Source organism: Acinetobacter sp. UBA3106 (assembly GCA_002365595.1).
In the GTDB taxonomy this organism is placed as follows: domain Bacteria; phylum Pseudomonadota; class Gammaproteobacteria; order Pseudomonadales; family Moraxellaceae; genus Acinetobacter.
In genome coordinates this window covers 83,725-90,570 of the sequence record DFAM01000026.1, presented here as the reverse complement: position 1 = coordinate 90,570, position 6,846 = coordinate 83,725, and the positions used below count along the sequence as shown (strand labels likewise).

The window sequence follows — 6,846 nt, the reverse complement described above, 5'->3', positions numbered from 1 at the left end:
TATGGTTATTTCTTTTGGCTGGTCATCCTTTCAACGTCACTGATTGGCTTATTAAAATCGCAGTCTGCCCATGCCTGTCCGTGGAATATCACCATTCCTACCCATCAAGGTTTTTTCTGGGATTTTTCTGCCACTAAAGGTCACTGTTTCCCAGGAGGACATGCATCTACCGGCTTTGCATTGATGGCCGGATTTTTTGTATTTAGGCTTTCCGATAAAAAACGTGCCTATTTTTTTCTGATCTCGGGGCTTATTTTAGGTTTTGCCATGGGTTGGGCGCAAATGATGCGCGGAGCACATTTTCTCAGTCATAACTTATGGACTGCCTGGATTATCTGGCTCGTCAATGTCAGCTTTTATCTACTCAATTATAAAAGATTTAATCCAAGCCAAAGCATGGATAAAGCAGCCGAGAAAGTTTAACTACTTACACCTATCTGCTAGAACCCATTATCTAAGAGAAGTGATCTGCTAGAGTGGCAATTGTACATTGACCTGCAAGCCACCCAAGCTGGCACTCTTGGAAAATGAAATCTTACCGCCGAGTCGTTCTGTGGCTTTATCTACAATAGAAAGCCCCAGACCACTGCCTATTTCCAGGTGATGATGCACGCGATAAAAGCGCTTCAGAATTTTTTCATACAGTTCTGAAGCAATTCCGGGTCCGCTATCTTCAACCTGAATCATGGCAAAACCATCCTGCTTAAATACAGACACATTAATCACGCCGTGATTAGGCGTGTATTTAATCGCGTTATCAATCAGGTTAAAAATAATGGAATGTACCGCAGATTCCTGACAATACAGCAATACATCTTCCTGACGTTCCATACCTAAATCAATTTCTTTTTGCATGGCAAGATTAATCAGCTGTTCCACGCAATTCACGGCGACCTGATTTAGTGAGAAATTCTGTTTGGTTTCCACCTCTAGAATGGAAGCATCCTGTTTCGCCAGATTGAGCAACTGACTGACCAGATGTTGGATCCGGATTAACCCTTTGCTCAAATTCTGTAGTTCCTGAGCATCCGGAAACTGTTTTAACAGAATTTGCATCTGTAAATTTAATGCGGTGATGGGTGTGCGAAGCTCATGTGCGGCATCGGCAATAAACTGTCGCTGTTCCTGCTGGGCAGAGGAAATCCGCTCAAACAAATGATTCATTTCGGTAATGGTCGGCACAATTTCAAGCGGATAAGCATTTGATTGAATGGCACTTAGTTCTTCCGAATCGCGTTGCGCCAATTCAGCTTTGAAATCATCCAAAGGCTGCAAGCTGCGACTGATAATCCAGCTGAGCCCCCAGATGACGCAGGGCATAAACAGTAAATAAGGAATAAACATACTGCCGGCAAGTTCCAAGGCTAAATGCTGCCGTGTCGATTGCTGCTGGCTAACCTGTACCTGATAATTTTTTAAAGGCAGGACGTAAGTATGCCAAACTCCTTGTGCAGTTTTATGGGTGTAAAATCCTGCTTTTTTCACAGGACGAACCAATAAATTCATGGCATGGGTTTTATGCTCTTCGCGTGCATAGGACCAGACATCCACAAACAGGTCTTCTTCGTGATAATGCCTGGCTTGATCAAACTGGCTTTGTACCGGTTCTGGATCATGCTGCGCGACACGTTCTGCCAGATTCTGCATCTGTGCATCTAACACTTCATTAATTTCTTGCAGTGCAATGCGGTAAGCGGAAAAAATCAGCAAGCATCCTAAAGCAATACTAAAAACAGAAACATAAATAATCAGGCGTTTTTTTAATGAATACTGTGACTGCACCAGTTTCTGACCTTATAGCTGATTTTATTGTGAGCTGATTCTATAGTTGTCCCAGCCGATAACCTAAGCCACGAATGGTGCAAATAAAATCTTTACCGAGTTTGGCACGTAAGTGATGCACATACACTTCGATGGTATTGCTGCTCACTTCGCTATCAAGATCATACAATTTATCTTCTAAATTGGCTTTAGAAAATATCTTGTTTGGATGACTGACCAAAGGAATCAAAATCGCCCATTCACGATTGGACAGGTCAATATATTGCCCTTTAAACTTGGCAATATGCTGTTCCACATCCAAAGACAATTCACCATAACTTAAAATTTGCTGACTGTCCTGAAGCGCAGACTCTGCCCCACTACGGCGTAATAAAGCATGGATGCGGGCCAACAGTTCATCAAATTCATAAGGCTTGATCAGATAGTCATCTGCCCCATTGTTTAATCCGTCCACCCGATTTTGCAGCTGATCCCGTGCGGAAATAATCAGCACCGGTAAAGCCGGCCACTGCTGGCGAATCTGTTTCAACACCTGCATACCATCCATCATTGGCAAGCCCAGATCGAGCAAGACGATATCAAACTTTTGTTGTGCGAGTTTTTTTAAACCGTCAATTCCATTGTTGACCCATTCCACATCAAATTGCTGATATTTCAGCAAAGTCATGCTGGATTCAGCAATCATGAAATCATCTTCAATCATTAATATTTTAGTCATGCGTTAAACTCATACTTTCTTTTTTGACTGACATTGCTGCAACATATTATTTTGTTCATCAATGGTTTGGGTTTTGACATCCAGCAAACTTAACAGACTCGGGAACAAATTATCCTGACTTAATTCTTTGCTTTTTTGCTGGGCTAAGCAAGTGATTTGCGCAGAATTTTGCTCGGTCCATTCAGGTGAAAACCACATCAGCATGGGTACATGAGTTTGTTGAGTCGGTGCAATCGCATAAGGTGAGCCATGCAAATACAAACCGTGTTCTCCGGTCGATTCACCATGATCAGACAGATACCAGAATCCGGTTTGATAAGCGCTGTTGCCTTTTAATACCTGAATGATTGAACTTAAAACATGGTCGGTATATACAATTGAATTATCATAACTATTCAACAGTTCTGTGCTGCTACAGCCCTGAATCGCATTGCTATCACAGCTCGGTTTAAAAGGCTGGAACGGTGCTTTAGAACGCTGATAATACGCAGGTCCATGACTACCCATCTGATGCAGTACAATTAAACGCGGAGTCTTGTCGGTTTCAGGAATTGCAGCCAGATAAGCTTTTAGACTGTCGACCAGAATTTCATCATAACAGTCACCATCTTTGGCACACCATTTCTCTTTGAGCTGTTGCGGAATCTGATACTGTTCAACCCGGTCACAGGCACCTTTACACCCTGAATTGTTATCTATCCAGGTCACTTTATAGCCGGCACGCTGAGCAATATCGAGCAGTCCTTCCCGGTGACTGGCCAGCTGCTCGTCATAATCTTTACGCGGCATGCCAGAGAACATGCACGGAACAGAAACAGCTGTTGCAGTACCACATGAACTCACCTGATTAAAATTGATAATGTCCAGTTTAGAAAGCTCAGGATTGGTATTTTTGGCATAACCATTTAAGGAAAAGCTTTCTGCGCGCGCTGTTTCACCGACCACCAGTACCATCAGCTTAGGTTTAGCATTTTCTTTTACGGGTTCAACCAGATGTGCATCTTCACCATACTGAATTAAAGGTAAATTCTTTTTCGGTGCAGATTTGTGATAATAGGACAAAGTGGCCGAGATAGTATTTTGCGGCGAAATCATGCCTTTTAAATCACGATGTTCCCGGAAAATCGCAGCATAATCGACATAAAAAAGAAATAGCAAAGCAGCCATCAGCAGCAATGAGGCAACGCCACTCAACAGTTTTTTAGTAACTTTACGAGGCAAAGATTCAGCTTTGATACGAACCAGACTGATACAAAAGATCGGAAATAAAACAAAAACAGCTGTCCACAATATAAACTCTAACGACAATAAATCGCCGAGTTCACGTGCATCAGTTTGCATCATATTTTGAATTTGCTCAGGTGAGATCACCACGCCCAGGCTATTGACAAAATATGCAGTAAAACCGCCCACCACTAAAAATAGGGTGGCAAATATTTTTGCATTCCATTTCCACTGGATCAGCTGAAAAATCAGGTTATAAACAGCCACAATCACTAATACGGTTGCCATTAAAAACAGATAGGCTTTCGGACCTTGGTATGGCGTTAGACTCTGTATTTTCTGAAAAAAGGCAAAATTTAAAATCGCACCCAGCCAGATTGCCAGCAATAAATTAAACTGGCTTAATGAAATCGGCTTGATCTTATCGCGTATAGGGCTGATTATATTTGACATAACTGTTGGCTAATCTTTTTACTGATGCCTTAATCTAAATTACCAAACTTAAAATTCACTTAATATGAAAAAATGGTAATAAAAAAGGCGATGTTTTACATCGCCTTTTGGAAAAACAAAAATTCAGGACTGATTAGAATTTATATTCCAAGCCTGTACCGATGACAGGTTGTTTGGTTTCAAAATCACCTTGTTCAAGCGTCAAGTAACCTGCATAACCATATGCTTTCACTTGTTTATTGAATGCATAATCTAGACCTGCAAAAATTTGTTGCGCATCAAAGTCTGATTTTGCTGATTTAAAGCTAGTGGTGTTTTGGCTATATTGCGCTTTTATCGTCCATGCTTTAGCTGTTGGAAGGTTATATTCAGCACCCAACAACCAGCCTTGTGAATCATCGATATCCGCTGCTAGTGGCTCATTGCCTGCTGCATCTTCTACTTCAGAAGTTTGGTAAAGTGCTTTAAGTGCTAATGCATTATCGAGCAGATTTACACGACCAATTGCACGAACTGTATTTGCTGCAGCAAACGCACTGCCTGCTGCTGCCGCAGTAACTTCAGGCGTAGCTGCATTTAAAATACCACGGCCGGCAAAGTTGCCTGGAATCGCTTTATCATACGCAATACCTGCTACAACTACTGGGCTGTCATAAACAACAGATGCAGACCATGCGTCACCTAAGCCACGACCAGCAGTTTTAGACGCGCCATTGCCTTTAGCAATGCCTGAATCTTCACCAGAAGCCAATAAAGCATTTACTTTAATTGCACCTGTAGGCAGGGCAATGGCTGGAGATTCATACACCACGACGTTAGAAACACGAGTTTCACCGGTCATGATGCCTGTAATATCGGCTTTATTGGCAACGTAGTTGTTAAAGCTATCCACCGGGCTTGAAAGTTGTTTCAGTGGCGTGTCATGCGCACCCACTTTTAAGGTACCGAATTGAGCATCTTTTAAACCGACAAAACGGTTACGCGTAGTCCAGTCTGTGCTATCCCCATCTGCACTTAGACCCCACTCGATAGCATAAACTGCACTTAAACGATCGTTAAGTTTTTCTTCACCCTTTAAACCAATGAAAGAGCTGTTAGAACTGACTTCTACTACATCCTTATCAGAAGTATTGGCATTATCTTCTGGTAAGTAGTCGATACTTGCATCAATTTCCCCATAAAAGGTTGGTGCTGCGAATGTTGATCCGGCTAACACACTTAAAGCAATCGCTGCTGCAATTTTAGTTTTCATTTATTAAGATTCCCAAATTATCTTGTAACAAATGTTACAACTTTATTTTATATTACCAAATGAATAATTTAATATTTATATATATTTTTTAATACTTTAGTTTTCTATTTATGAAATGGTCTCGTCTCATTGTTTATTTACATAACTCATCCAGCGCAAAATAAAAACAACAGACAAAATTGCGATAATAGTAATAGCCAGCAAATAATGGGCATAACCCAGCACATCAGCAAAAATTCCACTTAGGCTATAAAGTCCTCCGCTGACCGTTGCCATTAATGCCACCTGAAAAGTGAAATCGGTGCCTGCCAAAGCTTTGCGGCTGTATTGCATCACTAAAGTCAGCATCACCACCAATAACATGGCAGAAATCATATCTTCAGCCGCATTAATCAGATAAATCACCCAGGTTTCAATGTTAGCATGTGACTCATATTGAAAAGCGAGCCATGCATATGCAGCCAAGCTCACAATTTTTAGAATAGAAAAACTTAACAATGCACTGGCACGAGACATGTACTTCAAACTCAGGCCGGCAAGCCCTGCCCCGGTTAATGCAGCCAATGCCCCCAGCATGGTCACATAGATGCCAATTTGAGAAAAAGTTAAACCTAAATCCACCATTAAAGGTTTAAGCAAAGGTCCGGCCAAACCATCAGCAATTTTAAATGTGATAAGAACTGCAAGCCATGCAGCAAGATGTTGGTCTTGATAAAAATAAGCCAGATAGTTTTTTATTTTGTTCCAGCGAAATGTTCCTGTGCCCTGATTTGATGAGATCTGCTTTAATCGCTGCGGTTCTTTCAGCCCTAAAATCGGTAACGTATTTAGTAGCACCAGTCCTGCCAAGATTAAAAAAGTACTTTGCCAATCCAGCCAGTCCAGCGCCCATAAAATGGCTCCCCCACCAACAATGAAACCCAGCCTTGAGCCGATCACCTGAAAGGTATTGCCCCAATGTTGCTGCTGATGGTTCAGCATATTGACTGCCAGACCATCGGTGGCAATATCCTGGGTTGCACCGATCAGATTCATGCTCAGTAAAGCCACAAAAAAAGTCAGTAAATAAACCGGTTGATTTAATGTCTGAATCGGCAGAAACGACAGCCCTATCAGTACAGCGACACTTAATAGCTGGGTCGGTACAATCCAGCTGCGGTAATGGCCAAATGCTGAATGGCCAAAACGGTCCACCCATGGTGCCCAGAAAATTTTAATCGACCACGGCAACATCAATAAGCCAAACCCACCAATATGTGCCAGTGATACCCCCTGGGCACGTAAAATGACCGGTAAAGCATGTGTCATAAAACCAACAGGTAAACCTTGTGCCCAATATAAAGAGAACAGCAGAATATAAAGCTGAGGTGTAGTTGGCATAAGGTGCCCTTAGGATTAAAAACCAGATTGATGATTT

General features: G+C 41.9%; 6 protein-coding genes. 1 reads left to right on the top strand and 5 read right to left on the bottom strand.

Features of this window, described 5'->3' with window-relative positions:
* Window positions 1-423 (top strand): phosphatase PAP2 family protein (locus tag B4C48_RS14180; protein WP_291357623.1); only part of this gene is annotated, 423 nt, incomplete at its 5' end.
* Between the two features lie 48 nt (window positions 424-471).
* Here the strand turns inward: B4C48_RS14180 and B4C48_RS14175 are convergent.
* The 5 genes from B4C48_RS14175 to B4C48_RS14155 form a co-directional block, all read right to left on the bottom strand.
* Window positions 472-1,782: a sensor histidine kinase gene (locus tag B4C48_RS14175; RefSeq protein ID WP_291357621.1), complete on the bottom strand. Its 1,311-nt coding sequence runs from the start codon at window positions 1,780-1,782 to the stop codon at window positions 472-474.
* Between the two features lie 40 nt (window positions 1,783-1,822).
* The gene (locus tag B4C48_RS14170) at window positions 1,823-2,500 is read right to left on the bottom strand and encodes a response regulator transcription factor (RefSeq protein WP_291357620.1); all 678 of its coding nucleotides are present in this window, start codon (window positions 2,498-2,500) and stop codon (window positions 1,823-1,825) included.
* 9 nt (window positions 2,501-2,509) lie between these two features.
* Window positions 2,510-4,177 carry a phosphoethanolamine transferase gene (locus B4C48_RS14165; protein WP_291357618.1) on the bottom strand — a complete coding sequence of 556 codons (1,668 nt, stop codon included), beginning with the start codon at window positions 4,175-4,177 and terminating at the stop codon, window positions 2,510-2,512.
* A 133-nt stretch (window positions 4,178-4,310) separates the two neighbouring features.
* Window positions 4,311-5,429 (bottom strand): porin, encoded by a 1,119-nt coding sequence (locus tag B4C48_RS14160; RefSeq protein ID WP_291357616.1) that lies wholly within the window; start codon window positions 5,427-5,429, stop codon window positions 4,311-4,313.
* A gap of 126 nt (window positions 5,430-5,555) precedes the next feature.
* Window positions 5,556-6,809 carry an MFS transporter gene (locus tag B4C48_RS14155; protein ID WP_291357614.1) on the bottom strand — a complete coding sequence of 418 codons (1,254 nt, stop codon included), beginning with the start codon at window positions 6,807-6,809 and terminating at the stop codon, window positions 5,556-5,558.
* Window positions 6,810-6,846 lie beyond the last annotated feature (37 nt).